The sequence below is a fragment of the Streptomyces sp. NBC_01351 genome (genome assembly GCF_036237315.1).
Taxonomy (GTDB): domain Bacteria; phylum Actinomycetota; class Actinomycetes; order Streptomycetales; family Streptomycetaceae; genus Streptomyces.
This window is the reverse complement of sequence record NZ_CP108356.1, coordinates 2,072,825-2,096,708: the sequence shown is the minus strand read 5'-3', so window position 1 is coordinate 2,096,708 and position 23,884 is coordinate 2,072,825. Positions and strand designations below refer to the sequence as shown.

Sequence of the window (23,884 nt, the reverse complement as noted above, 5' to 3'; positions counted from 1 at the left end):
GTGTGATCTCCCCCTCTCAATTGAGATGGGAGGGGTCACGAAAGAGCGGCCCGAGCAGGACGGTCGCCGCCGCCCCTGGGAGTACGGCGGGCCCCGCGTGCGGGCTCACGATGCGGCCGGGGGCGCTCCCGGTCCGCGAGATCGCGGCCGCGGCGTCGCGAATCTCCTCCAGGTAGCCGTCGTGCAGCACGCTCGACAGTTCGGTGACCACCATGACGGCCGGGTTGAAGACGTCCAGGAGGACGGCCGCCGCTCCGCCGACGGCGCGGGCCCGCTCACGCAGCAGCCGGTCCGCGCGGGGGTCGCCGGTCGCCGCCGCGTCCACCAGCAGGTTGACGGACGGCTCCGGGACGATGCCGCGACGGACGGCTTCGGCGCCGAGCACGGAGTCGGAGGCGGTGGCCTGGAGGCAGCCGGTGCGTCCGCAGGGGCAGGTCTTCCGGGACCCGGGCACCGGGAGGTGGGCCACGTCACCGGCTGCCGCGCCCGGGCCCTGGTGGACGGTGCCCTCGATGCCGAACGCGGCGTCGACGACATTGCCGATGAAGAGGTGGACGAGGCTGCGGCGGGCCTCGGGCCGGCCGAAGAGGATCTCGGCGTGGGCGACGGCGCGGGCGTGGTTGTCGACGGAGACGGGCAGACGGAGCCGCTCGGCGAGCTCGGCGCCGAGGGGGCGGTCCCGCCAGCCGAGCGCGTCGTGGCGGACGACGGTCCCGTCGCCGGGGCGGACCCAGCCGCCGAGGGCGACGCCGACGCCGAGGAGGGGGCGGCCGGTGTCGAACTCGCGGAGGAAGGCGGCGAGTCGGTCGGCGATGTCGCCGATGCCGGCGGGGCCGGGGCCGGGGCCGGGGGCGTGGTGGGGTGAGGTGCGGCGGGCGAGGAGTGTGCCGCGGAGGTCGACGAGGCTGAAGGTGGCGGCGGGCACGCCGATGTGCAGCCCGGCGGCGACGGGTCCGCCGACGGGGCCGGTGTGCAGGTCGAGCGGGATCCGCGGCCGTCCCGCGCCGGAGGCCGCCGGCCCGGGGAGCTCGCGCAGCAGCCCGCTGCGGAGCAGGCCGGTGGCCTGCCGGGACACGGCGGCGGGGCTGAGCCCGCACAGCGGGGCGATGGCGCTGCGCGCGACGGGGCCGTGCGCGAGGACCGTGCGCAGCACGGTGGCGGCATTCGCGGCGGCCCGGCTGTCGCCGGCCATGGGGGTCACGGGGGCTCCTTGGGGGTGGGGGCGTCCCCCGATCATGCCGGTTCCCGTGCCGGGGGCTTGGCGGGTGGGGTGGTGACCGGGCGCGGGGGCAGCGTGTGGGGGCCGGTGCCGGGGTGGGGTGTTGTCCGGGACTCATGATTTATGGCGCCTGGGCGGGTCTTTGATGGTGACGGGTGGGTGCCGCGCCACACATCACGTTTTACGTCCCGGACAACACCCCACCCCGTCCCCGTCCTGGGCGCGTGAAATCCAGCCCCTCCGGCGTTTGAGGAGTGGGGGTCCCCCCGGACGGAGTCTGGGGGGAGAGTACGGGGCGGAGCCCCGGATCTTTGAGCCGCGCCGGCGATTGAGGCGCGGGCCCGGGCGGCGCTCGGGGAACGAAGGAAGGGCGGGGCGGGGAGTGGCTCCGTGCAGCGGGGGGCCGGGCGCGTGGCGGTGGCGTTGCGGGACCGTGAAATCCGGCCACGCTTTTCGGCCGCCGCAGGCAGCAGCGGGAACCGGGAAAGTCCAGGTCAGCCCGGGTGTGCCGGGGTGCGGCGGGGCCGCAGGGGCGGGTCTCGTCGGGGGTTGACCGGGGGTGGGGGTGCTGACACGCTCCGGGACATGTCCGCGAACGAACTCCTCGTCCCGCGGCTCCACACCCCCGGCCCCTGTACCGCGCCGGGCGCGTGTCCGGGCCGCTGTCCGGCCTGATCCCGGCCGCCTGACGGGCCGCCGAGCCCGCAGCCGCCCGTCGGCCCGCCGCCCCGGTGCGCCCGCAGTCGCGTGACGCCGCAGCATCCCGCTGAACCGAGCGGCTCCGGGGCCCGAGCCCCGTTCCGTACCGCCTTCCCCCGCACCGCGCAGCAGGCCGTATCACCCGTGGCCCTATTTCTTCCGCTGCGGAAATAAATACCGCAGCCCTCCCCGGGGAGCACCCATGACCACTGCCACCACCCACACCACCGTCACCAGGATCGGCGGCCGCATCGGCGCCGAGATCGGCGGCGTCCGCCTCGGCGGCGACCTCCCCGCGGAGACCGTCGCCGAGGTCCGGGCCGCGCTGCTCGCCCACAAGGTCGTCTTCTTCCGCGATCAGGACCACCTCGACGAGGCCGGCCACGAGGCCTTCGCCCAACTGCTCGGCGCGCCCGTCGCACACCCCACCGTCCCCTCCGCGGACGGGCGTTACGCCCTCGGCATCGACTCCCACCACGGCGCCCGCGCCAACCAGTGGCACACCGACGTCACCTTCGTCCCCGCCTACCCCGCCTTCTCCATCCTCCGCGCCGTCACCGTGCCCCCGTACGGCGGCAACACCCTCTGGGCCAACACGGCTACCGCCTACGCCGGCCTTCCCGAGCCCCTCCGGGTGCTCGCCGACAGCCTGCGCGCCCTTCACTCCAACGAGTACGACTACGCGGCCCTCAAGCCCGACGCGCTGCCCGAGGCCCTGGCGCAGTACCGCGAGGTGTTCACCTCCACCAAGTTCCTCACCGAGCACCCGGTGGTCCGTGTCCACCCCGAGACCGGCGAACGCACCCTGCTGCTCGGCAACTTCGTCCAGCGCATCGACGGGCTGGGCGGCCGTGACTCACGCGCCCTGCTGGACCTCTTCCAGTCCCACATCGAGAGCCCCGAAAACACGGTGCGCTGGCAGTGGCGGGCCGGTGACGTCGCGATCTGGGACAACCGCGCCACCCAGCACTACGGCGTGGACGACTCCGACGACCACGAGCGCACCCTGCGCCGCGTGACGGTCGACGGGGACGTTCCGGTCGGGCCCGACGGGGTGCCGTCCCGCCTGATCAGCCCCGAGACCGTCCCGGACCCCGGCTTCGGCATCGCCTCCGGCGCCTCGACCGCCGCCTGACCGTCCCGCAAGGAGCTTTCGTGCCCAGCCTGCTCGCCATCACCGGCAGCCCCTCCGCCCACTCCCGTACCGCCGTCGTCTCCAACCACGTGCTGCGCCGCCTGGCGCACTCCGGACACGAGACCGCGCACCTCTCCGTACGCGACCTGCCCGCCGCCGACCTGCTCGCCGCCCGTCGCGGCGAGCCGGAGATCCGCCGGGCGCTCGAAGCCGTTGCCGAGGCCGACGGCCTGGTCATCGCGACCCCGGTCTACAAGGCCTCGTACACCGGCCTGCTCAAGGCCTTCCTCGACCTGCTCCCGCAGGACGGGCTGGCCGGCAAAACGATCCTGCCGCTGGCCACCGGCGGCAGCCTCGCCCACGTCCTGACCATCGACTACGCCCTGCGGCCCGTGCTCTCCGCCCTCGGCGCCCGGCACGTCACCGCCGGCCGGTTCGTCCTCGACTCCTCCGTCGAGCGCGGCAGCGGCCCCGACCGGCTGCGGCCCGAGGCGGAGCTGGACCTCTACCAGGCCGTCGACGAGTTCGCCGACGCCCTGCGCTCGGCCCCCGTCGCCGCGCTCACCACCACCCCGTAACCCCGTACCGACAAGGAACCGTCATGGCCGCAGCCTTCACCTCGACCACCACCTCCCGTCGCCAGTTCCTCACCCTGCTCGGCATCTCGGCGGCCGCGGTGAGCTGCGGCACGGCCACCGCCAACGGCGGCGGCTCGGGCTCCGGATCCGGATCGCAGATCAAGACCCTGAAGTACCAGGGAGCCGTCGGGCACGTCTCCCTTCCCGAACTCGCCGCGGACCTGGGCTACTTCGAGGACGTCAAGCTCGAATGGGTCGGCAACACCATCAGCGGCCCGCAGGACATCCAGTCCGCCGCCACCGGCCAGACCCACTTCGGCAGCGCCTTCAACGGCGCGGTCATCAAGCTCGCCTCCGGCAACGCACCGATCAAGGCCGTCATCTCCTCCTACGGCTCCGACCAGTACTCCTACGGCGGCTACTACGTCCTGGAGGACAGCCCGATCCGCTCCGCCCGCGACCTCATCGGCAAGAAGGTCGGCATGAACACCCTGGGCGCGCACTACCAGGCCATCCTCGACATCTACCTGAGCCGCGGCGGCCTCTCCAAGGCGGACGCGGCCAAGGTCGAACCCCTCGTCGTGCCGCCCGTCAACACCGAACAGGCGCTGCGCCAGAAGCAGATCGAGGTCGGCGTGCTCAGCGGCGTCCTGCGCGACAAGGCCCTCGCCACCGGCGGCATCCGCCCGCTGTTCAGCGACACCGACCTGCTCGGCTCGTTCAGCGCGGGCACCTACATCATGACCGAGCGCTTCATCAAGCAGAACCCGGACACGGTACGGACGTTCACCACCGGTGTCGCCAAGGCAATCGAATACTCCCGCACCACCCCGCGCGACGAGGTCGTCGCGCGGATGACGGAGATCGTCAAGAAGCGCGGCCGCAACGAGGACGCCGCCACCCTCCAGTACTGGCGCTCCTACGGCGTCGCCGAGACGGGCGGCCGGATCGCCGACAAGGAGTTCCAGCTCTGGCTGGACTGGCTCGGCGAACGCGGCGAGATCAAGAAGGGGCAGCTGAAGCCCTCCGACCTCTACACCAACGAGTTCAACGGCTACGGGAAGGGCTGACCCGCCATGGCGAAGATCGTGTTCGAGGCGGTGACCAAGACCTTCCCGGCCAAGGGGAGGAAGAACAAAGAGGAGTTCACCGCCCTCGACAGCATCGACCTGGAGATCGAGGCGGGGGAGTTCGTGGTCGTCGTGGGCCCCAGCGGCTGCGGCAAGTCCACGCTGCTGGACCTCCTCGGGGGTCTTTCCCGGCCGACGTCCGGCCGGATCCTGCTCGACGGCAAGCCGGTGACCGGGCCGGGACTGGACCGGGGCATCGTCTTCCAGCAGTACGCCCTGCTGCCCTGGCGGACGGCGCTCGGGAACGTCGAATTCGGACTGGAGGCGACGGGCGTACCGCGACGTCAACGGCCTGACCGGGCACGGGAGTTCCTGGACCTGGTCGGACTCACCGGATTCGAGGACCGGCACCCGCACGAGCTCTCCGGAGGCATGCGCCAGCGCGTCGCGATCGCCCGATCACTGGCGTACGACCCGGACGTGCTGCTGATGGACGAGCCGTTCGCCGCGCTCGACGCGCAGACCCGGGAGTCCCTCCAGGACGAGCTGCGCCGCATCTGGCAGCGGACGGGGAAGACGGTCGTCTTCATCACGCACGGCATCGAGGAGGCGGTCTACCTCGGTCAGAAGGTGGCCGTCATGACCTCCCGCCCGGGGCGCGTCAAGGAAGTCGTCCCCATCACCTTCGGCGAGGCCCGCACCTCCGGACTCCAGGGCGAGGACCTGCGATCGAGCCCGGAGTTCGCCCGCTACCGCCACGAGATATGGACCCTGCTCCACGACGAGGTGGCGCGCGCGCAGCAACTGGAGAAGGAGGAGGCCACCGTATGAGCACCGACACCACCACCGCCGAAGTCCTGGCGGGGCCCGAGGGCGAGGTGCGCCCGCCCGAGCCCGGGAAGGTCGTACGGACCCCGGCTCCCGAGGGGGCGGGATCGCGGGGGGCCCCGGCCGCCGGCCGCGACCCCGAGCCCGCTGATCACGCGGTCGAGGCCGCGGGCCCGGCGCGCGCAGAGGGAGACGTACGGGGCTCCGCCCCCCCGCCCGTCGGCCAGGCAGACGGGGCCACGGCCACGGGCCCGGCGCCGGCCGGAGGAGCGGTACGCGGCTCCGGCCCAGCGGAGGCCCCCGCGGCCGGCCGTACCGGGGCCGGGTCACCGGCGTCCCGAACCGCCCGCCACCCCGGCAGGGCCATCGCGCGGGGGCTGAAGGCCGTCGGACTGCGGTCGGCCGCGCTGCTCGCGCTGCTCGCCGTATGGGAGACCGCACCCCGGCTCGGCTTGGTCGACGCCACCTTCCTGCCGCCCGTCAGCGTGGTCGGCCAGGCCTGGTGGGAGCTGCTGGGCAACGGCCAGCTCGCCCAGCACACCTCGGCCAGCCTCACCCGCTCCTTCGGCGGCTTCGCGATCGCCGTGGCCGTCGCCGTGCCGCTCGGCCTGCTCATCGGCTGGTACCGGCCCGTCGCCGCGCTCCTCGGGCCGCTGCTGGAGGTGTTCCGCAACACCGCCGCCCTCGCCCTGCTGCCGGTCTTCGTCCTGCTGCTCGGCATCGGGGAGACGTCGAAGGTGTCCATCGTCGTCTACGCCTGCCTGTGGCCGATCCTGCTGAACACCATCAGCGCCGTCGGCAACGCCGACCCCACCCTCGTCAGACTGGCCCGCTCGATGGACCTGTCCACCCCGAGGCTCTTCCAGAAGGTGATCCTTCCGGCCTCCGTACCGGCCATCTTCACCGGCATCCGGCTCGCCGGGGCCGTCTCCATCCTGGTCCTCGTGGCCGCGGAGATGATCGGCGCCAAGGCGGGCCTCGGCTACCTGATCAACGCCTCGCAGTTCAACTTCGCCATCCCGCAGATGTACGCGGGCATCATCACCATCTCCGCCATCGGCGTGGCCTTCAACCAGCTGCTGGTCACGATCGAACGCCGGCTCAGCCTCTGGCGCGTCCCCGCCTGACGCCGCCCGCCTCCCGGCGCGGGTGGCGGTCGACAGCGCGGCCCGCAGCCCCGGCCTCCCGCTCCGAGTCCGCGGCCGGCTCACCGCCGCCGCTCACCGCCACGGCCCACCGCTCACCGCCGGTCACACGCTCCCCGCGAAGTCACCGCCCCCAAGTCACCGCCCCGCCGCCGAAACCCCAGGACCAGCCATGACCACACCCCGCACCCTGCACCTCAACGCGTTCCTCATGAACGCAGGGCACCACGACGCCGCCTGGCGCCACCCCGACAGCAGTCCCGAACGCGCCACCGACCTGCGCTACTTCCAGGAGCTGGCCCGCACCGCCGAGCGCGGCAAGCTCGACTCGATCTTCTTCGCCGACGGGGTCGCCCTCTGGGGCAAGGCCCGCCACAACGCCCTCGGCGGCTTCGAACCGCTCACCCTGCTCTCCGCGATCGCCGCCGTCACCGAGCACATCGGGCTCATCGCCACCGTCTCCACCACCTTCAACGAGCCCTACAACCTGGCCCGGAAGTTCGCCTCCCTCGACCACATCAGCGGCGGCCGCGCCGGCTGGAACATCGTCACCTCCGGCACGCTCGACGAGGCCCGCAACTTCAACCGGGAGGAGCACCTGGAGCACGGCCTGCGCTACGACCGCGCCCGCGAGTTCCTCGACGTCGCCACCAAGCTCTGGGACAGCTGGGAGGACGACGCGATCGTCCTCGACAAGGAGCGCGGCATCTACGCCGACACCGACAAGCTCCACCCCGCCGCCCACCGCGGCGAGTACTTCGGGGTCGCCGGACCGCTCAACGTGCCGCGCTCCCCGCAGGGCTACCCGCTGCTCGTGCAGGCCGGCTCCTCCGAGGCAGGCAAGGAGTTCGCCGCCCAGTACGCGGAGGCCGTGTTCACCGCCCAGCAGACCCTCGCCGACGGCCAGACCTTCTACAAGGACCTGAAGTCGCGGCTCGCCCGCCACGGCCGGGCCGAGAGCGACCTGCTCGTCCTGCCCGGCATCGCCCCCGTCATCGGCTCCACCGAGGCCGAGGCGAAGGCCCTCGAACAGCAGCTCACCGACCTCCAGGTCCCGGAGTACGGCCTCGCCCAGCTCTCCGGCATGCTGAACGTGGACCTCACCGGCCTGCCCCTCGACGGCCCGCTGCCCGACCTCCCCGAGGAGCGGGACGTCAACGGCAACAAGAGCCGCTTCACCCTCGTCGCCGAGCTCGCCCGCCGCGACGGGCTCACCCTGCGCGAGCTGATCGCCCGCCTCGGCGCCGGCCGCGGCCACCGCACCTTCGCCGGCACCCCCGAGCAGATCGCGGACCAGCTGGAGGAGTGGTTCACGCAGGGGGCGGCCGACGGCTTCAACATCATGGCCCCCGTGCTGCCGACCGGCCTGACCGACTTCGTCGACCAGGTCGTGCCGATCCTCCAGCGCCGCGGCCTCTTCCGCACCGAGTACACCGGCCGCACCCTCCGCGAGAACTACGGCCTGCCGCGCCCGGCCAACCGCTACGCGAGAGAGGCCGTATGACAGGGCACGAGCACGTCACCGACGTCCTCGTCGTCGGCGGCGGCCCGGCCGCCACCTGGGCCGCCCTCAAGGCGGCCCGGGCCGGCGCCTCGGTGGTCCTCGCCGACAAGGGCTACTGCGGTACGAGCGGCTCCACGGCCGCCGGCGGCACCGGCGTCTGGTACGTCCCGCCCGAGCCCGCCGCCCGGGAGGCCGCCATGGCCTCCCGGGAGGGACTCGGCGGCTACCTCGCCGACCGCCGCTGGATGACCCGGGTCCTCGACGAGACGTACGGAGCAATCAACGAGCTGGCCACGGAAGGGCGTTACCCCTTCCCCACCGGCCCGGACGGGCGACCGCTGCGCAACGGCCTCCAGGGGCCCGAGTACATGCGGCGGATGCGCATCCGGGTCCGCCGGGCCGGGGTCCGGGTCCTGGACCACAGCCCGGTCACCGAGCTGCTCACCGACGCGGACGGCGCCGTCGCCGGCGCCGCCGGATACCGGCGCCAGGCCCGCGAGCACTACCGGGTCCGGGCCGGCGCCGTGGTCCTCGCCACTGGGGGCTGCGCCTTCCTCAGCGGGGCGCTCGGCACCAACACCAACACCGGTGACGGGGCGCTCTTCGCGGCCGAGGCGGGGGCGGAGCTGTCGGGGATGGAGTTCTCCAACGCCTACGGGATCGCCCCCGAGGGCACCTCCGTCACGAAGACCGCCTTCTACTCCTTCGCCACCTTCTACCGGGAGGACGGCGAGGTCCTGGAGGGCGCCGCGAGCCAGGGCGGCCGCTCGGCCATCGCCCGCGAACTGCTCACCGGGGCCAAGGTGTACGCCCGCCTGGACCGGGCGGACCCCACCGCGCAGGCCGCGATGCGCCTGGCACAGCCCAACTTCTTCCTCACCTTCGACCGCCTCGGCATCGACCCCTTCACCGAGCGCTTCGCCGTCACCCTGCTGGCCGAGGGCACGGTCCGCGGCACCGGCGGCATCCGGATCACCGGCGACGACTGCGCCACCGCGGTGCCCGGCCTGTACGCCGCCGGGGACGCGGCCACCCGCGAGGATATCTGCGGGGGTTTCACCGGAGGCGGCAGTCACAACGCGGCCTGGGCCATCTCCTCGGGCAGCTGGGCCGGCCGGGGCGCCGCCGCGCACGCCCTCTCCCTCGGCTCCGGGCGGGCCGCCCACCGCCCCGTGACCGGCGCCGGGGGAGCGGGCCTGCGCCCGACGGGGGCTCCCGGCCCGGCCGGGGGACACCGGGAGGCCGTGGAACTCGTACAGGCGCACGTGCTCCCGTACGACAAGAACTACCTGCGCCGCGGAGACGTGCTCGGCGACTCCCTGCGCACCCTCGACGGCGCCTGGGACGAACTGCGCGGCTCCCTGCACGGGGAGGGCGCCGACCTGGTCAAGGCCCGGCAGGCGGCGGCGATGACGGCCCACGCGCGGTGGATGTACGCCGCCGCGCTCGCCCGGCCCGAATCCCGCGGCATGGCCAGGCGACTGGACCACCCGGAGCAGGACCCGGGGCTCCACCACCGGATCACGGTGGGCGGGCTGGACCGGGTGTGGACGAGAGCGGAGGCGGCGGCGTGATCGAACTGGTCTCGGCGGATCGCTGCATCACCTGCGACAAGTGCATCGAGGTGTGCCCGACGGACGTCTTCGAGCGGGGGCCCGCGGGGATCCCGCTGCTCGCCCGGCAGGAGGACTGCCAGACCTGCTTCCTCTGCGAGGCCAACTGCCCGGTGGACGCGCTGTACGTGTCCCCGCTGACCCGGCCGGTCCCCGAGGATCCCGCCGTACGGGACGAGGCGGGGCTGGCCGGCCGGGGGCTGCTCGGCAGCTACCGGCGGGAGATCGGCTGGGGCGAGGGGCGCACGCCGGGGGCGCTTCGGGCGATCGGGCCGCCGCTGGGGCAGGCGGCGCAGCCCATCACCTCCTGAGCGCGCGAAGGGGCGGCCCGCCGGCGGGCCGCCCCTTCGCCGTGCCGTCGGATCGGCAGACCGGCAGAGCGTCGGACGTCGAACGTCGGACGTCAGACCACCGGAGCGTCAGACCGTCAGGACGATCTTGCCGCGGGTGCGGCCCGCGGCGCTCAACTCCCAAGCCTTGGCGGCCTCGGCGAGCGGCAGCGCGTGCTCCACGTTGACCGTGAGTCTGCCGGCGTCGGCCAGCTCGGCCAGGAAGGTCAGGTCGGCGGTGTCGGGGCGCACCCACAGCTGGTGCGCACCCTTGGCGGCGGCCTCGTAGTCGGCGATGGAGACCACCCGCCCGCGCTCCTTGACCAGCGACTGGAGGATGTCGACGGCGCCGTCCCCGTAGAAGTCCAGCCCCGCGTCGATGCCCTCGGGTGCCAGCTCGCGGATCCGGTCCGCCAGCCCCTCCCCGTACAGGACGGGCTCGGCACCGAGCGAGCGCAGGTAGTCGTGGTTGTGCGCGCCGGCCGTGCCGATGACCCGCAGGCCGAGCGCGACGGCGATCTGCACGCCGAGGGAGCCGGTGCCGCCGGCCGCGGAGTGGATCACGACCGTCTCGCCCGCCTTGAGGCCCACGCGGGTGAGGGACTGGTAGGCGGTCAGGCCGGCCAGCGGAATGCCGGCGGCCTGCTCGAAGGTCAGCTCGCGGGGCTTGCGCGCGAGCGTGCGGACCGGGGCGCTGACCAGTTCGGCGTAGGTGCCGAGCTCCACCCACTCCTTGCGGACGTAGCCGAACACCTCGTCGCCGACGGCGTAGTCGAAGGTGTCGGGGCCGATCGCCTCGACGACTCCGGCGACGTCCCAGCCGGGTATCACGGGGTAGCGGACTTCGAGGATCGGGTCGAGGTATCCGGCGGCGAGCTTCCAGTCCACCGGGTTGACGCCGGCCGCCTTGACGCGGATCAGCACCTCACCCGGCCCCACCTTGGGCTGCGGTACGTCAACGAGCGTGAGGGAGCCGGGAGTTCCGTAAGCGTCGTACGTGATTGCCTTCATGATCAGCCCAACGGGAGGCCCCGCGCGCCTATTCCTCTTCTTCGCCTTCCGCTCCCTCAGGCCGGCAGCGTGTTGCGGTGCGAGCGCCGGCGCGCCGCGCTGAAGAGCGCCTGGATCTGTGCGCCGGACTGGTCGACGTGGTCGAGGGGGGAGGGGAAGGGCAGCCGCACGTCGCGGTGGCCCCGCTGCTCCTCCAGTCGCAGGGTGATCCCGTACCGGTCCATGGCCACCGGCAGCGCGCGGGCGACGGCGGCGGTGGGCATGGGCCGGACCAGGCGCAGCAGCAGGGTGACCAGGTCGGCGTGGTCGTCGAGGAGGTGCGTGAGCATGCCCGCCTCGTACGGGGCGAGCGGGTCGGGGGCGGCGGCGTCCAGCTCGTCGAGGCCGATGTACGAGATTCCGCGCGCGGTCTGCAGGACGGCCCGGCCGAACTCCATGCAGGTGGAGTCGGCGGACTCGTCGGAGTAGGGGGTGAGCAGCCGGCCCAGCAGGGTGACGCGGGCGCGCACCCGGTCCCGTACGGGGGTGGGGGCGATGTCGGTGAACTCCAGCCGGATCGCGGGCCGGTGCTCGTGGTCGCCGCCGGGTTCGGCGGGGTGCAGGTGGAGGCGGCCCATCGGGTCGCCGCCGTCGAGGTGGCGGACCTCGCTGTGCAGCCCGTCGGTGACCACGGTCATGGAGTGGGCTGCGGCCAGGACGGAGCGGACCAGCTCGGCGTCGGTGGGGGCGGAACGGGCGCCGGACATGCGCATCGGCTCTCTCCATCATCCATGGAAGTAAGGTATGCCTAACCTAACTCATTCGTCTCCGTCTGAGTAGCCGGGGTGGCTCGTGTCGGTGTTGGGCTGAACGGGTGAAACGCGAGAGGATGGGGGGATGCACAAGAAGCGCACGGCCGAGGCGGCCCGGTGAGCAGGTACGACGTCACCGACGAACAGTGGGAGGGGCTCGCGCAGGTGGTCCCCCTGCGCAGCCGCAACGAATGGCCCTCGCGGGTCGATCACCGCACGGTCCCCACGGCGCCCGGGGCGTCCGCGGCGGAGCAGCGGCGCTTCGTGGTGATCCGGGTTCAGATCTTCGCGGACGCCCGGGAGGTGGCGGAGTACCTGATCGCGCAGATCCCGGTGCTGCTCGACCTCACCGGCGCGGACAGCGAAGTGGCCAAGAGGATCCTGGACTTCAGCAGCGGCGTCGTCTTCGGGCTGGGCAGCGGAATGCACCGGGTCGACCGGAACGTCTTCCTGCTGGCGCCGGTTGGCACCGAGGTCGAGGGGATCGCGGCCGCGGCCGTCCCCCGATCGTAGGAAGGTCCGCGCGAGGTAACGGTTCGCCGGGCCCACGGGGTGCCCGGCGGCCCGTACCGTCCGCCGCATGGACGCCACCTTGCCTGCGGCAACGCCCCGCCCCGCCCCTGTCGCCGCGTTAGCCGATGCCCTCCCGCGCCCGGCCGGAGCGCAGCCCGCGGTCCGGCTGACCGCGCCGCCTTCCCCGGCGGACCCATCCGCCCCGGCTGCGCCGGGCGCACTTCCGGCCGCGGCCGAGGGAGCCGCGCAAGCGCGGGTCGGCGCCGGCGGCTCCGTGGAATTTGCTGAGCCCGGGGTCTCCGCGCAGGCCGGGTCCGGGGTCTCCGTGCAGGCCGAGCGCGGGGTCTCCGTGCAGGCCGAGCCTGGGGTCCCTGCCCAGGCCGGGGCCGGGGTCTCCGTGCAGCCCGAGTCCGGCGTCTCCGTGCAGCCCGAGTCCGGGGTCCCCGTGCAGGCCGAGTCCGGGGTCTCCGTGCAGGCCGGGTCAGGGGCCCCTGCTCAGGCCGGGTCCGGGGTCCCTGCCCAAGCCGAGTCCGGGGTCCCCGCGCAGGCCGGGCCCGGCGGGGCCTCGGCCGCAGCCGGGCGGGTCCGCCGCGCCGGCGTCGCCGATCCGGCCGGGCCCGCGCAGCGGTATCCGCGGGCCGTGATCACCGAGGTGCGGCTCTCCGCCTTCGGGTCGCACCGGGCCGCGGTGTTCCCGATCGGGCCCGTCACCCTCTTCGCCGGGCCCAGCGGCAGCGGGAAGTCCCAGGTCCTGGACGCCTACGAGGCCCTGGCCGCGCTGGGTTCCGGGGCCACGCTGGAGGAGGCCTTCCCCGACGCGCGCGCCCGCATCCCCGACCGGGCCGTCCCCGACGCGGAGCGCCGCCGCGGCTTCCGCCTCGGCTGTACGGTCGACGGCCCCGCCGGGCCGGTCCGGCTCGACCTCGCCGTGCAGGCCGAGCCCACGCTCCGGATCGTCGGCGAACGGCTCTCGCAGGGCGGGCAGATCCTGCTCGCCACCGCCCTGCGCGACCCCGGCCGCCGCTCGGTGCAGGCCGCCTGGCTGACCGGCGGCTCCGTCGGGGTGACCAGGGCCCCGCTGCCCGACGACCGGCTCGGCACCGCCCTGCTCCCGCTGCGCGTCGCGGGATCCACCGCCGGGCAGCGGCAGGTGCTGGCCGCGGCCGAGCAAGTGGTGGTGGCGCTGCGCTCGGTGTTCCCCTGCGACCCCCGCCCCGACGGGATGCGCGCCCCCGTCCCGCCAGGGGAGGGCCGCCTGCTGCGGGACTGCGCCAACCTGGCCGACGTACTGCGCCGGACCCGCCACGAGTGCGGCACCCGCCACGCGCTGCTGACCGAGGCGGCCCGGACCGGCTGCGCGGGCACCGTCGCGGGGCTGGACGTACGGCTTCCCGCCGACGGCGACCCCCGTGCCCCCGTCACCGCCGTACTGGACCGAGGCCCCGGCCGGCCCGCCACCGAACTGGCCCGCCTCGGCGCCGGCGAGCTGCGCTTCCTCGCGCTGGCACTCGTCCTGCTGACCGGACCGGGCGTGCTCGCGATGGACCCGGCCGCCGAACTGCCCGCCGCGCGACAGGTGCTGACCGTCCTGGCCGACGGCTTCGACCGCGGCCTCGACCGCCACCAGAGCGCGGAGCTGCTGCGCCTGGCCCTGCTCTCCTGCGGCCGCGGGCACATCCGGCTGGCGGCGGCGGTCGGGGAGGCGACGGCCGACACCGCCCGCCGCCTCCCCGGCGTCACGGTGGTAGACCTGACCGCATGAACGAGACGCAGGGGCCCGCCGAGCGGCGGCCCGACCAACGGCTGGCCCTGCTCCAGCGCCGGCTCGCGGAGTTCGCGGCCGCGCGCGGCTGGGAGCCGTACCACACGCCCAAGAACCTGGCGGTGGCGCTGAGCGTGGAGGCGGCCGAACTGGTCGAGATCTTCCAGTGGCTGACACCGGAACAGTCCGCGAAGGTCATGGAGAAACCGGAATCCGCCCACCGCGTGGCCGATGAGGTGGCCGACGTGCTCGCGTACCTGCTGCAGTTCTGTGAGGTCCTGGGGGTGGACGTGCTGGATGCGCTCGCCGCGAAGATCGAGAGGAACGAGCTCCGCTTCCCCGTGGCGGGTCCTCCGACACCGAATCGTCACTCTTCGGAGTGATGGGCTCATCCACAATCACGATTCTGTCCACATTTTCCGAATACCCCTGGCTTTACTGACCAGTTGCCCTCACTCTGGGTAGTGGTGAGGACGGCGGGATGTCGTGCGGACGGGGGACGGCATATGGATGCGGTACGGCTCATCGCGGCCGGCCGGCACGCGCTGGCACAGAGCGGGGCTGCGTGGGACATCGTGGGCGAGGCCTGGCAGGCCCAGGCGCTCGCTCAGGGCATCGGAGGCTACCTGGCGGTCACCGGGCCGCAGGAGCTGAGATCGGAGGCGCGGGGGCTGGGGGAGGCGGGAAGCAGGGGGTGCGGGGTGCTCGACAGGGCGGCCCTGCGCGGAGAGGGCAGAGCGCCCGAACGCCCGCCGAGAGCGGCGCAGTTGAGCGAGGTGTCGGATGTCCGGCAGGCGCTGCTCGGGCTCCAGGCGCTGCTCGGCGAGGTGGGCATAGCCCTGGTCGGAGTGGCCTGCGGGACGGACGACGAGACCTTGTACTGGCAGTGCATAGAGTCGATCGACGCGGCTGACGAGTCGAGCGACCGGGTACGGGCGCTGCTGCGGCGCATGGCGGTCCGCGAGCGGGGATCAGCCTCGGGCGTGGCCTGACGGGGCGTCCACGGGTCCCGCCGCGCGCGACGGGACCCGCACGGTCAGTACGACCGGTGGGACGGGCGCTCGCTCTCGGAGCCGGCGGCCGGCGCGCGCTCCGTGGAGGACTGAAGTTCGGCGTCGAGCTGCGAGAGGTCGGCGTTCAGTGCCGCCATCAGCTCTTCCATCTGCTGGAGCAGACCCTTCGGCGCACCGCCCTGGGCGGGTACCGCGGACTCCTGGCGTACCCGGTCGTGCGCTGCCTGTCCGGTCTGTGCGGTCTCGCCGGTGTGTCGATCCGGCTCCGGCACGGACTCGTGGGACATGGCGGCCTCCTCGGCCCTGGCCCTCCCGAGGCGGAAGGGTGCGGTGGACGCACCGACGCAAGGGCCGCCGGCGCGCGGGCCGGGCGGTCCGGCTCCGTCCGAGAAACGATCCCCGTCCGGGCTGGTCACTGGCGGGGCCGACGGTGGACACATCCGGTTGACGAAGATTCACTCGGCCGGGGTGGTCGGGGCGGGAGACGTTTCGACGCCTCCCCTGAATCGGTAGCGTGTCCAGCAGGTTGGCCCGGCCGGGTGCGCGTGGAGCACCGGGCTCGAACGCGGAATGAGGTAGCCCCGGTGCCACGCGCGTCCGGCCCGCTCTCCGAAGCCCTGGGCCGCAGGGTCGTCCTTCTCGACGGAGGGCTGAGCAACCAGCTCACCGCCCAGGGCTGCGACCTGTCCGGCGGCCTCTGGTCGGGCCGGGTGCTCATCGAGCGGCCGGAGCAGGTACTGGCCGCGCACACCGCGTACGTAGGGGCCGGGGCCGAGGTGCTGATCACCGCGAGCTACCAGGTCGGGTACGAGGCCCTCGCCGCCCGCGGCCACGACCGCGCGGAGACCTCCGCGCTGCTGCGCCGCAGCGTCGACCTGGCGGCCCGCGCCGCCGAGGCCGCCGGGCACGAGGTCTGGGTGGCCGCCTCGGTGGGCCCGTACGGGGCGGTGCTCGCGGACGGTTCCGAGTACCGCGGCCGGTACGGGCTGAGCGTGCGCGAGCTCGTCGCCTTCCACCAGCCCCGCATCGAGGCCCTGCTCGACGCGGGCCCGGACGTGCTCGCCCTGGAGACCATCCCCGACCCGGACGAGGCCGAGGCCCTGCTGACCGTCCTGGCCCGCACGGGGGCGCAGGCCTGGCTCGGCTACACGGTCGCCGGCGGCCGCACCCGGTCCGGCGCCCCGCTCGCCGAGGCCTTCGCCCTCGCCGCGCAGTCCCCGCAGGTCATCGCCCTCGGCGTCAACTGCTGCGACCCACAGGAGGTCCTGCCCGCCCTCGACGCCGCGGCCGCCACCACCGCCAAGCCGCTCCTGGCCTACCCGAACGACGGCTCGGTCTGGGACTCCGCCGCCGGCACCTGGCACGCGCCCGCCACCGAGGCGCCCTGGCCCACCGGCGCCTGGCGCCGCGCCGGGGCCCGCCTCATCGGCGGCTGCTGCCGCATCGGCCCCGCCCGCATCGCGGAGTTGGGCGCGGACGTCCTCGGCTAACGACTCCAGTCGGAGACTGCAACCCGGCCATCGGCGCCATGCCCGGGTCCCCGCCTGGCCCCGCTGACCCCGCTAGCGTTCGCAGGCGATGCCGTCGCCGTCGCGGTCGAGGTGCTGGCCATAGCCCGGGTCGCCGCGGCGGATGGGGGCTTTGCCAGCGGCCTTCACCGCACTGCAATTGCGGTAGGAGACGCTGCCTCCGCCGCCGCTGCCCGAGTCGTCCTCGTCCACCGTCGGCTTGGGGGTGGGCGTGGGGGTGGGCTTGGGCGTGGACTTCGGGCGCAGGTTCGTGCCCTTCTCGGCCGGGCACTTCGTACCGGCCGCGACGAGGTGGACGCTCGCCGGGACGGACTTCGACGCGAGCGGAGCGCCCGCCGCGGGCTCCTGGAAGCACACGACCGACTTCGTGTGGTCGGCCGGCAGCGTCACGTCCTCGTAGGCGCTCAGGGCGGTCAACTCGGTGTCGAGCAGGGCCTCCACGGCCTTCTCGGCCCCGGCGAAGGGAGTGCCGACGACCGAGGGCATCACGGCGGCGGGGGCCGGCGGCGGAGCCGCGGCCGCCGGAGCCGAGGACTGGGGCGTGGCCGTCGCCGTGGCGGCGGTCGGGGACTTGGCGTCGTCGCCCGTCTTCTTCGACGAATCCGGGGACAGGAAGATCACGAGGAACCAGAGGCCCGACAGGACCGTCGCGATGATCTTCTTCTTCTGGTCCCAGCGGCTCATCCAGGCCAGTGCGATCCCCGCCGGGGGGAGAAGGATGAGAGAGGTGATGATCAACGCCGGGTGCTGCCACCAGGGGCGTATCGGCTGCCAGGGCGTGTGGGCGTGAGGCGGAGGGTACACGGAGCTCCAGGATGCACGGGAACACCATCGGTGTTCGGTGTCCAAACCAGAGCAGAGTGTCAAAGTGTGACAGCTCTTGTATGGAAAACGTGAAGGTTCACCTTTGTCGCCCATCGGGCGCCGGCCGCCGGTCCGTCGCCGCACCGGCGAAAACGCGGTGGTCCGGAAGGCCGCCCCGACCCATACTCGGTCGTGTGTTCCTGACGATCTCCACCACCGGCTCCCCTGAACGACCCGCGACCGACCTGGGCTTTCTGCTGCACAAGCATCCCGACAAGACGCAGGCGTTCTCCACCTCCCACGGCACCGCCCACGTGTTCTACCCCGAGGCCTCGGCCGAGCGGTGCACGGCGGCCCTGATGCTGGAGGTGGATCCCGTCGCACTCGTGCGGCGTGGTCAGGGCAAGGGCCGGGGCGGGGCTCCCGATGCCGCGCTCGCCCAGTACGTCAACGACCGGCCGTATGCCGCTTCCTCCCTGCTCGCCGTCGCGCTCAGCGGGGTGTTCCGCAGCGCGCTGAAGGGTCAGTGCGTCGCACGGCCGGAGCTGCCCGAGGAGGCGCGTCCGCTGCGCGTCGAGATTCCCGCGCTGCCCGCACGCGGCGGGGTGGAGCTCGTACACCGGCTGTTCGACCCGCTGGGCTGGGCGCTCGTGGACGTGGAGCCCGTACCGCTCGACGAGCGGTTCCCCGAGTGGGGGGACTCCCGGTACGTGCGCCTGGTGCTGGAGGGCGAGCTGCGGCTCGCCGACGCACTGCGACAGTTGTACGTGCTGCTGCCCGTCCTCGACGACGCCAAGCACTACTGGGTCGCCCCCGACGAGGTCGACAAGCTGCTGCGCGCCGGAGACGGCTGGCTCGCCTCCCACCCCGAGAACGGGCTGATCAGCTCCCGTTACCTGGCCCGCCACAAGCGGCTGACCCAGGACGCCCTGGAGCGTCTGGAGCTGGTCCGCCTCGCCGAGGCCGACGGCAGCGAGGTCGAGGAGCTGGACAACGCCGTGGACGAGGACCGCGATACCGAGGAGCGGCCCGTGCCGCTCGCGGTGCAGCGGCGCGAGGCCATCCTCGCCGCCCTGCGCGCCGCCGGCGCCGCACGCGTGCTCGACCTCGGCTGCGGGCAGGGACAGTTGGTGCAGGCCCTCCTCAAGGAGGTGTCCTTCACCGAGATCGTCGGCATGGACGTGTCCATGCGGGCCCTGAACCTGGCGGCCAAGCGGCTGCGCCTGGAGCGGATGGGAGAGCGGCAGAGCTCCCGCGTCACGCTCCTGCAGGGTTCGCTCGCCTACACCGACAAGCGGCTGGCCGGCTACGACGCGGCCGTGCTCAGCGAGGTCATCGAGCACCTGGACGTGGAGCGGCTGCCCGCCCTGGAGTACGCGGTGTTCGGTTCGGCCCGCCCCCGTACGGTCCTCGTCACCACCCCGAACGTCGAGTACAACGTCCGCTGGGAGACCCTGCCCGCCGGGCACGTCCGCCACGGCGACCACCGCTTCGAGTGGACCCGCGAGGAGTTCCGCGCCTGGGCCGACGGCGTCGCGAACCGGCACGGCTACGCCGTCGAGTTCGTCGCCGTGGGAGACGACGACCCCGAGGTGGGGCCGCCGACCCAGATGGCCGTCTTCATCCAGACCGAGAGCACCACCGACACCCCGAAGGAGGGCGAGGCAGCATGACCAGCGAGACCAAGACCGAGACCGAGACCGAGATCACGGCCGAGATCACGACCGAGATCACGACCGAGACCGAGAAGCACCGTGTACTTCCCGTCACCGACCTGTCCCTCGTCGTCCTGATCGGGGCCACCGGATCCGGCAAGTCCACGTTCGCCCGCAAGCACTTCAAGGCGACCGAGGTCCTCTCCTCCGACTACTGCCGAGGCCTCGTCTCCGACGACGAGAACGACCAGAGCGTCAGCCGGGACGCCTTCGAAGTGCTGCACTTCATCGCCGGCAAGAGACTGGCCGCGGGCCGGCTCACCGTCGTCGACGCGACCAGCGTCCAGGCCGACGCCCGCCGGGGCCTGATCCAGCTCGCCCGCGAGCACGACGTCCTGCCCATCGCCATCGTGCTCGACATGCCCGAAGAGGTCTGCGCCGAGCGCAACGCGGCCCGCCCCGACCGGGCCAAACTGCCGCGTGCCGTCATCCAGCGCCACCGCCGCGACCTGCGGCGTTCCCTGCGCGGGCTGGAGCGCGAGGGCTTCCGCAAGGTGCACGTGCTGCGCTCCGTCGAGGAGGCAGAGCGCGCCGAGGTGGTCCTGGAGAAGCGCTTCAACGACCTCACCCACCTCACCGGCCCCTTCGACATCGTCGGTGACATCCACGGCTGCTCCTCCGAACTGGAGGCCCTGCTCGCCAAGCTCGGCTACGAGGACGGCGTCCACCCCGACGGCCGCACCGCCGTCTTCGTCGGCGACCTCGTCGACCGCGGCCCCGACAGCCCGGGCGTCCTGCGCCGCGTCATGGGCATGGTGAAGTCCGGCAACGCCCTGTGCGTGCCCGGGAACCACGAGAACAAGCTCGGCCGTTACCTCAAGGGCTCCAAGGTCCAGCGGACCCACGGCCTCGCCGAGACCATCGAGCAGCTGGAAGGCGAGCCGGAGGAGTTCGTCCGGGAGGTACGGGAGTTCATCCGCGGGCTCGTCAGCCACTACGTGCTCGACGGCGGCAAGCTGGTGGTCTGCCACGCCGGCCTGCCCGAGAAGTACCACGGCCGCACCTCCGGCCGGGTCCGCTCGCACGCCCTGTACGGGGACACCACCGGCGAGACGGACGAGTTCGGCCTGCCCGTGCGCTACCCGTGGGCCGAGGACTACCGCGGCAAGGCCGTCGTGGTCTACGGCCACACCCCGGTGCCGAACACCGCGTGGATCAACAACACCATCTGCCTGGACACCGGAGCCGTCTTCGGCGGGAAGATGACCGCCCTGCGCTGGCCCGAGCGTGAACTGGTCGACGTACCGGCCGAGAAGGTCTGGTACGAGCCCACGCGCCCGCTCGCCGCCGAGGCGCCGGGCGGTCACGATGGACGCCCGCTCGACCTGGCCGACGTGCACGGGCGCCGGATCGTCGAGACCCGGCACCTGGGCAACGTCAACGTCCGCGAGGAGAACGCGGCCGCCGCCCTGGAGGTCATGAGCCGCTTCGCGGTGGACCCGCGGCTGGTTCCTTACCTGCCGCCGACCATGGCGCCGACCGCCACCTCCACCGAGGACGCCCGCGGCGGAGCCGCTGATGAGGGCTACCTGGAGCACCCGGCCGAGGCCTTCGCCCAGTACCGCAAGGACGGCATCGCCCAGGTCGTGTGCGAGGAGAAGCACATGGGCTCCCGCGCCACCGTCCTGGTCTGCAAGGACGCCGACGCGGCCCGCGAGCGGTTCGGCGTCGACGGGCCCACCGGCTCCGTCTACACCCGCACCGGGCGGCCCTTCTTCAAGGACCCCGAGGTCACCGAGGAGGTCCTGACCCGGCTCCGCTCGGCGGTCACCGACGCCGGGCTGTGGGAGGAGCTCGGCACGGACTGGCTGCTGATCGACGGGGAACTGCTGCCCTGGTCGCTGAAGTCCACCGGCCTGCTGCGCAACCAGTACGCCGCAGTGGGCGCGGCCTCCGGCGCCGTCTTCCCGGATGCCATCGCCGCCCTGGAGGCGGCCGCAGCCCGGGGCATCGACACAGGCGAGCTGCTGGAACGCCAGAAGGGCCGGGCCACCGACGCGGCCGCGTTCACCGAGGCGTACCGGCGCTACTGCTGGACCACCGACGGGCTGGACGGCGTACGGTTCGCGCCGTTCCAGCTGCTGGCGGCGGCCGGGCGGTCGCTGGCCGCCGTACCCCACGACGAGCAGCTGTTCTGGCTGGACCGACTGGTCGCGGCCGACGAGGCGGCGGGCACCGGGCTGCTGCGCCGCACCGGCCGGATCCTCGTGGACCCCGCCGACGAGGACTCCGTACGGGCCGGGACCGACTGGTGGCTGGAACTGACGGCCGCCGGCGGCGAGGGCATGGTCGTCAAGCCGCTCCAGGCGTACGCCCGGGACGGCAAGGGCCGGCTGGTCCAGCCCGGGGTCAAGGTGCGCGGGCGCGAGTACCTGCGGATCATCTACGGCCCGGAGTACACGCGTCCGGACCACCTGGAGCGGCTGCGCCAGCGCTTCCTCGGGCACAAGCGCTCCCTCGCCCTGCGCGAGTACGCGCTCGGACTGGAGGCGCTGGACCGGCTGGCCGCGGAGGAGCCGCTGTGGCGGGTCCACGAGGCGGTCTTCGCGGTGCTCGCCCTGGAGTCGGAGCCGGTCGACCCCCGGCTCTGAGGGTCCACCCGCGTACGAAGAGAGCCGCCCGGGGCGTCAAGCCGCCGACCCCGGGCGGCCGCTCTTTAGGTCGTATGGGGGAACTTTCGTCGAGAACGCCGGGAAACGACCAGGCGGGATCGTTCATCCAGGGCAGCGGAATGTCCGCGACCCCTGGAAGGACGGAACGTCACCTATGAAGATGACCGCGCGCGGAAGCATTGCGGCGCTCATGACCTGTATGGCCGCGGCCGGCGCGGCCACCCCGGCCGTGGCCGACGCGGTGCCGGTCGGTGTCCCCCTCGACGCAGTGAAGACCACGCTGGGCGTGGACACCCCGCGCGTGGCCACCGGCGTGCCGGTGCCGGTCGTCGGAGCGCCCGAGGCGCCCCGCTTCCACAAGGGGGACATGCTCCCGACCCCGCTGCTCCCGACGGTCCCGGTGAGCACCGAGCTCGGCAACACGCTCGTCTCCTCGCCGCTGCCGAACCTGCTGGGCGAGCCGGCGACGGACGGCGAGGGCTCCCTGACCTCGCCCGCCACGACGATGCTCGCCGGTACCCCCGGTGCGGTCCTCGGCTCCCCGCTGACGATGCCGAACGCCGCCAACTACGGTCTGCCGGACGTCACCCTCCCCGCGGCGGGTGTGGTCCTGCCGAAGGTCGTCGGCACGCCGACGGCGATTCTCGGCCTCGCCCCGCTCCACTGAGCCGACGCCAGGTCAAAAAGCCGCCCGGTCTGGGAACGTGTACGGCATGGGATTCCATGTCGACTCCGAGACCGGGCGGCTCCGCCGCGTCATCCTCCACCGGCCCGACCTGGAGCTGAAGCGGCTCACACCGAGCAACAAGGACGCGCTCCTCTTCGACGACGTCCTGTGGGTGCGCCGGGCCCGCCAGGAGCACGACGGCTTCGCGGACGTGCTGCGCGACCGGGGCGTGGAGGTCCACCTCTTCGGCGACCTGCTCTGCGAGGCGCTCGACATCCCGGAGGCGAGACACCTCGTACTGGACCGGGTCTTCGACGAGAAGGAGTACGGGCCGCTCGCCACCGACCACCTGCGTTCGGTGTTCGACGGGCTGCCCTCGGCCGAGCTGGCGGAGGCGCTGGTCGGCGGGATGACCAAGCGCGAGTACCTGGAGCGGCACGCCGAACCGGTGTCGGTGCGGTTCCACGCCCTGGAGCTGGACGGCTTCCTGCTGGGGCCGCTGCCCAACCACCTCTTCACCCGGGACACCTCCGCCTGGATCTACGACGGGGTGTCGATCAACGCGATGCGCTGGCCGGCCCGGCAGCGCGAGACCGTCCACTTCGAGGCGATCTACAAGCACCACCCGCTCTTCACCTCCTCCGGGGCCTTCCACTACTGGTCGCAGGGGCAGGTGGACTACCCCTCGACCATCGAGGGCGGCGACGTGCTCGTCATCGGCAACGGCGCGGTGCTGATCGGGATGAGCGAGCGGACCACCCCGCAGGCGGTGGAGATGCTGGCGCGGGGCCTGTTCGCCGCCGGGTCGGCGAGCAGCATCGTGGCCCTCGACATGCCGAAGCGGCGGGCCTTCATGCACCTGGACACCGTGATGACGATGGTCGACGGGGACACCTTCACCCAGTACGCGGGGCTCGGCATGCTCCGCTCCTACACGATCGAGCCGGGCGACGGGGCCTCCGAGCTGAAGGTGACCGACCATCCGCCGGAGCACATGCACCGGGCGATCTCGGCGGCGCTCGGCCTGGACTCGATCCGGGTGCTCACCGCGACGCAGGACGTGCACTCGGCGGAGCGCGAGCAGTGGGACGACGGGTGCAACGTGCTGGCCGTGGAGCCGGGGGTGGTGGTCGCGTACGAACGGAACGTGACGACCAACACCCACCTGCGCAAGGAGGGCATCGAGGTCATCGAGATCCCGGGCAGCGAGCTGGGCCGGGGCCGCGGCGGGCCGCGCTGCATGAGCTGTCCGGTCGAGCGCGACGCCGTGGCCTGAGCGGGGCCGGTGCGCGGGGCGGTCACCGTTCCGTATATCAATGCAGAGGATCGTATAGACTTCCATCATCC

The 23,884-nt window shown here is 73.1% G+C and carries 22 protein-coding genes; 17 read left to right on the top strand and 5 right to left on the bottom strand.

Features of this window, described 5'->3' with window-relative positions; genetic code table 11:
- Positions 1-16: 16 nt before the first annotated feature.
- Positions 17-1,192 carry an ROK family transcriptional regulator gene (locus OG625_RS09400; RefSeq protein WP_329390532.1) on the bottom strand — a complete coding sequence of 392 codons (1,176 nt, stop codon included), beginning with the start codon at positions 1,190-1,192 and terminating at the stop codon, positions 17-19.
- Between the two features lie 928 nt (positions 1,193-2,120).
- On the opposite strand from OG625_RS09400, the gene OG625_RS09395 reads away from it, so the two are divergent.
- The 8 genes from OG625_RS09395 to OG625_RS09360 all read left to right on the top strand — a co-directional run bounded on the left by OG625_RS09395 (position 2,121) and on the right by OG625_RS09360 (position 10,102).
- A complete protein-coding gene (locus OG625_RS09395) occupies positions 2,121-3,053 on the top strand; it encodes a TauD/TfdA dioxygenase family protein (RefSeq protein ID WP_329378253.1) in 933 nt (310 codons plus the stop codon).
- 20 nt (positions 3,054-3,073) lie between these two features.
- Positions 3,074-3,631, top strand: a complete 558-nt coding sequence (gene ssuE, locus OG625_RS09390; RefSeq protein ID WP_329378251.1) for an NADPH-dependent FMN reductase — start codon at positions 3,074-3,076, stop codon at positions 3,629-3,631.
- 23 nt (positions 3,632-3,654) lie between these two features.
- Complete coding sequence (locus OG625_RS09385) at positions 3,655-4,701, top strand: ABC transporter substrate-binding protein (RefSeq protein WP_329378249.1); 1,047 nt, start codon at positions 3,655-3,657, stop codon at positions 4,699-4,701.
- A 6-nt stretch (positions 4,702-4,707) separates the two neighbouring features.
- On the top strand, positions 4,708-5,532 hold the full coding sequence (locus OG625_RS09380; RefSeq protein WP_329378247.1) for an ABC transporter ATP-binding protein: 825 nt from the start codon (positions 4,708-4,710) through the stop codon (positions 5,530-5,532).
- A gap of 362 nt (positions 5,533-5,894) precedes the next feature.
- Entirely contained in the window at positions 5,895-6,656 is a 762-nt protein-coding gene (locus OG625_RS09375; RefSeq protein WP_443067880.1) for an ABC transporter permease, read from the top strand.
- 190 nt (positions 6,657-6,846) lie between these two features.
- Positions 6,847-8,178, top strand: coding sequence for an LLM class flavin-dependent oxidoreductase (locus OG625_RS09370; RefSeq protein WP_329378243.1), 1,332 nt, complete (start codon positions 6,847-6,849; stop codon positions 8,176-8,178).
- Positions 8,175-9,752 carry an FAD-binding protein gene (locus OG625_RS09365; RefSeq protein ID WP_329378241.1) on the top strand — a complete coding sequence of 526 codons (1,578 nt, stop codon included), beginning with the start codon at positions 8,175-8,177 and terminating at the stop codon, positions 9,750-9,752. Before OG625_RS09370 ends, OG625_RS09365 begins: the two co-directional genes overlap by 4 nt.
- Positions 9,749-10,102: a ferredoxin family protein gene (locus OG625_RS09360; RefSeq protein ID WP_329378239.1), complete on the top strand. Its 354-nt coding sequence runs from the start codon at positions 9,749-9,751 to the stop codon at positions 10,100-10,102. The genes OG625_RS09365 and OG625_RS09360 overlap by 4 nt, the downstream gene beginning before the upstream one ends.
- Before the next feature lie 108 nt (positions 10,103-10,210).
- On the opposite strand, the gene OG625_RS09355 is transcribed toward OG625_RS09360, so the two are convergent.
- Both OG625_RS09355 and OG625_RS09350 read right to left on the bottom strand, forming a co-directional pair.
- A complete protein-coding gene (locus tag OG625_RS09355; RefSeq protein ID WP_329378237.1) occupies positions 10,211-11,131 on the bottom strand; it encodes an NADP-dependent oxidoreductase in 921 nt (306 codons plus the stop codon).
- A gap of 56 nt (positions 11,132-11,187) precedes the next feature.
- Positions 11,188-11,883 carry a DUF2470 domain-containing protein gene (locus OG625_RS09350; protein WP_329378235.1) on the bottom strand — a complete coding sequence of 232 codons (696 nt, stop codon included), beginning with the start codon at positions 11,881-11,883 and terminating at the stop codon, positions 11,188-11,190.
- A gap of 156 nt (positions 11,884-12,039) precedes the next feature.
- On the opposite strand from OG625_RS09350, the gene OG625_RS09345 reads away from it, so the two are divergent.
- The 4 genes from OG625_RS09345 to OG625_RS09330 all read left to right on the top strand — a co-directional run bounded on the left by OG625_RS09345 (position 12,040) and on the right by OG625_RS09330 (position 15,189).
- Positions 12,040-12,435, top strand: a complete 396-nt coding sequence (locus tag OG625_RS09345) for a cell division protein SepF (protein WP_329378233.1) — start codon at positions 12,040-12,042, stop codon at positions 12,433-12,435.
- 274 nt (positions 12,436-12,709) lie between these two features.
- A complete protein-coding gene (locus tag OG625_RS09340; RefSeq protein ID WP_329378231.1) occupies positions 12,710-14,197 on the top strand; it encodes an ATP-binding protein in 1,488 nt (495 codons plus the stop codon).
- Positions 14,194-14,580 (top strand): nucleotide pyrophosphohydrolase, encoded by a 387-nt coding sequence (locus OG625_RS09335; RefSeq protein ID WP_329378229.1) that lies wholly within the window; start codon positions 14,194-14,196, stop codon positions 14,578-14,580. Before OG625_RS09340 ends, OG625_RS09335 begins: the two co-directional genes overlap by 4 nt.
- Before the next feature lie 123 nt (positions 14,581-14,703).
- Complete coding sequence (locus tag OG625_RS09330) at positions 14,704-15,189, top strand: DUF6099 family protein (RefSeq protein ID WP_329378227.1); 486 nt, start codon at positions 14,704-14,706, stop codon at positions 15,187-15,189.
- A gap of 44 nt (positions 15,190-15,233) precedes the next feature.
- Here OG625_RS09330 and OG625_RS09325 read toward each other — a convergent pair whose 3' ends face one another.
- A complete protein-coding gene (locus OG625_RS09325) occupies positions 15,234-15,497 on the bottom strand; it encodes a hypothetical protein (RefSeq protein WP_329391302.1) in 264 nt (87 codons plus the stop codon).
- Between the two features lie 297 nt (positions 15,498-15,794).
- Here OG625_RS09325 and mmuM point away from each other — a divergent pair, with 297 nt between their 5' ends.
- On the top strand, positions 15,795-16,700 hold the full coding sequence (mmuM, locus tag OG625_RS09320; protein WP_329378225.1) for a homocysteine S-methyltransferase: 906 nt from the start codon (positions 15,795-15,797) through the stop codon (positions 16,698-16,700).
- Between the two features lie 72 nt (positions 16,701-16,772).
- Here mmuM and OG625_RS09315 read toward each other — a convergent pair whose 3' ends face one another.
- Positions 16,773-17,423 carry an excalibur calcium-binding domain-containing protein gene (locus tag OG625_RS09315; RefSeq protein ID WP_329378223.1) on the bottom strand — a complete coding sequence of 217 codons (651 nt, stop codon included), beginning with the start codon at positions 17,421-17,423 and terminating at the stop codon, positions 16,773-16,775.
- Between the two features lie 314 nt (positions 17,424-17,737).
- On the opposite strand from OG625_RS09315, the gene OG625_RS09310 reads away from it, so the two are divergent.
- The 4 genes from OG625_RS09310 (at position 17,738) to OG625_RS09295 (ending at position 23,813) form a co-directional block, all read left to right on the top strand.
- Positions 17,738-19,216 (top strand): 3' terminal RNA ribose 2'-O-methyltransferase Hen1, encoded by a 1,479-nt coding sequence (locus tag OG625_RS09310; protein ID WP_329378221.1) that lies wholly within the window; start codon positions 17,738-17,740, stop codon positions 19,214-19,216.
- Complete coding sequence (locus tag OG625_RS09305) at positions 19,213-21,849, top strand: polynucleotide kinase-phosphatase (RefSeq protein WP_329378219.1); 2,637 nt, start codon at positions 19,213-19,215, stop codon at positions 21,847-21,849. The genes OG625_RS09310 and OG625_RS09305 overlap by 4 nt, the downstream gene beginning before the upstream one ends.
- 181 nt (positions 21,850-22,030) lie before the next feature.
- Positions 22,031-22,537 carry a hypothetical protein gene (locus OG625_RS09300; RefSeq protein ID WP_329378217.1) on the top strand — a complete coding sequence of 169 codons (507 nt, stop codon included), beginning with the start codon at positions 22,031-22,033 and terminating at the stop codon, positions 22,535-22,537.
- Between the two features lie 46 nt (positions 22,538-22,583).
- Positions 22,584-23,813: an arginine deiminase gene (locus tag OG625_RS09295; protein ID WP_329378215.1), complete on the top strand. Its 1,230-nt coding sequence runs from the start codon at positions 22,584-22,586 to the stop codon at positions 23,811-23,813.
- Positions 23,814-23,884: the final 71 nt, after the last annotated feature.

Coding starts and splice junctions, on each gene's coding strand:
- OG625_RS09350 (WP_329378235.1), bottom strand. CDS start 11,883: ATGCGCATGTCCGGCGCCCGTTCCGCCCCCACCGACGCCGAGCTGGTC.
- OG625_RS09325 (WP_329391302.1), bottom strand. CDS start 15,497: ATGTCCCACGAGTCCGTGCCGGAGCCGGATCGACACACCGGCGAGACC.
- OG625_RS09355 (WP_329378237.1), bottom strand. CDS start 11,131: ATGAAGGCAATCACGTACGACGCTTACGGAACTCCCGGCTCCCTCACG.
- OG625_RS09330 (WP_329378227.1), top strand. CDS start 14,704: ATGGATGCGGTACGGCTCATCGCGGCCGGCCGGCACGCGCTGGCACAG.
- OG625_RS09295 (WP_329378215.1), top strand. CDS start 22,584: ATGGGATTCCATGTCGACTCCGAGACCGGGCGGCTCCGCCGCGTCATC.
- OG625_RS09315 (WP_329378223.1), bottom strand. CDS start 17,423: ATGAGCCGCTGGGACCAGAAGAAGAAGATCATCGCGACGGTCCTGTCG.
- OG625_RS09380 (WP_329378247.1), top strand. CDS start 4,708: ATGGCGAAGATCGTGTTCGAGGCGGTGACCAAGACCTTCCCGGCCAAG.
- OG625_RS09365 (WP_329378241.1), top strand. CDS start 8,175: ATGACAGGGCACGAGCACGTCACCGACGTCCTCGTCGTCGGCGGCGGC.
- OG625_RS09385 (WP_329378249.1), top strand. CDS start 3,655: ATGGCCGCAGCCTTCACCTCGACCACCACCTCCCGTCGCCAGTTCCTC.
- OG625_RS09395 (WP_329378253.1), top strand. CDS start 2,121: ATGACCACTGCCACCACCCACACCACCGTCACCAGGATCGGCGGCCGC.
- OG625_RS09300 (WP_329378217.1), top strand. CDS start 22,031: ATGACCGCGCGCGGAAGCATTGCGGCGCTCATGACCTGTATGGCCGCG.
- OG625_RS09305 (WP_329378219.1), top strand. CDS start 19,213: ATGACCAGCGAGACCAAGACCGAGACCGAGACCGAGATCACGGCCGAG.
- OG625_RS09400 (WP_329390532.1), bottom strand. CDS start 1,192: ATGGCCGGCGACAGCCGGGCCGCCGCGAATGCCGCCACCGTGCTGCGC.
- OG625_RS09335 (WP_329378229.1), top strand. CDS start 14,194: ATGAACGAGACGCAGGGGCCCGCCGAGCGGCGGCCCGACCAACGGCTG.
- OG625_RS09370 (WP_329378243.1), top strand. CDS start 6,847: ATGACCACACCCCGCACCCTGCACCTCAACGCGTTCCTCATGAACGCA.